General features: G+C 59.0%; 1 protein-coding gene. It reads left to right on the plus strand.

Annotated elements, in window-relative coordinates:
• The coding region (locus G6N73_RS36110; protein WP_165034602.1) for a complex I subunit 1/NuoH family protein at nt 1-695 on the plus strand (695 nt) is incomplete at both ends.

Consider the following 695-nt stretch of genomic DNA (forward strand, 5'->3'; position numbering starts at 1 on the left):
CTGGCGCTCGCCCCGCCCTTCGTGGTGTTCGTCGCAATCCCGTTCGGTGAAACCGTTTCGGTCCTTGGCACGGAGATCACCCTTTACGTCTCCAACATGAACGTGGCGCTCCTTTTCGTCTTCGCGGTGATCGGGATCGAGGTCTATGGCGTCATATTCGGCGGCTGGGCCGCGAACAGCAAATACGCGGTCCTGGGCAGCCTCAGGACCTGCGCGCAGATGATCAGCTACGAGATCCCGATGGGGTTCGCGGTCATCGGCGTGGTCATGCTGGCGCAATCCATGAGCCTGCTCGACATCGTGCGGGCGCAGGCCGATGTCTGGAACATCGTCTACCAGCCGGTCGGGTTCTTCGTGTTCTTCGTCGCCGGGCTGGCCGAAGCGCAACGTATTCCTTTTGACCTGGCGGAAGCGGAAGGCGATCTGGGGGCCGGATTCCATACCGAATATAGCGGTATCCGCTTTGCGTTTTTCATGGTCAGCGAGTACGCGATCATGCTGTTGGTATCGGTCCTGGCGGTGATCCTTTTCTTCGGCGGCTGGAACGGCGTGCTGATCCCGTTGCCGCCGCTCCTCTGGTTCCTGCTCAAGGTCGCGTTCTTCATCTATCTGTTTATGTGGTTCCGCTTCACATTTCCGCGCTATCGCTACGACCAACTGATGGCGATTGGATGGAAAGTCTTGCTTCCACTGTC

The organism is Allomesorhizobium camelthorni, from assembly GCF_011045125.1.
GTDB lineage: Bacteria > Pseudomonadota > Alphaproteobacteria > Rhizobiales > Rhizobiaceae > Allomesorhizobium > Allomesorhizobium camelthorni.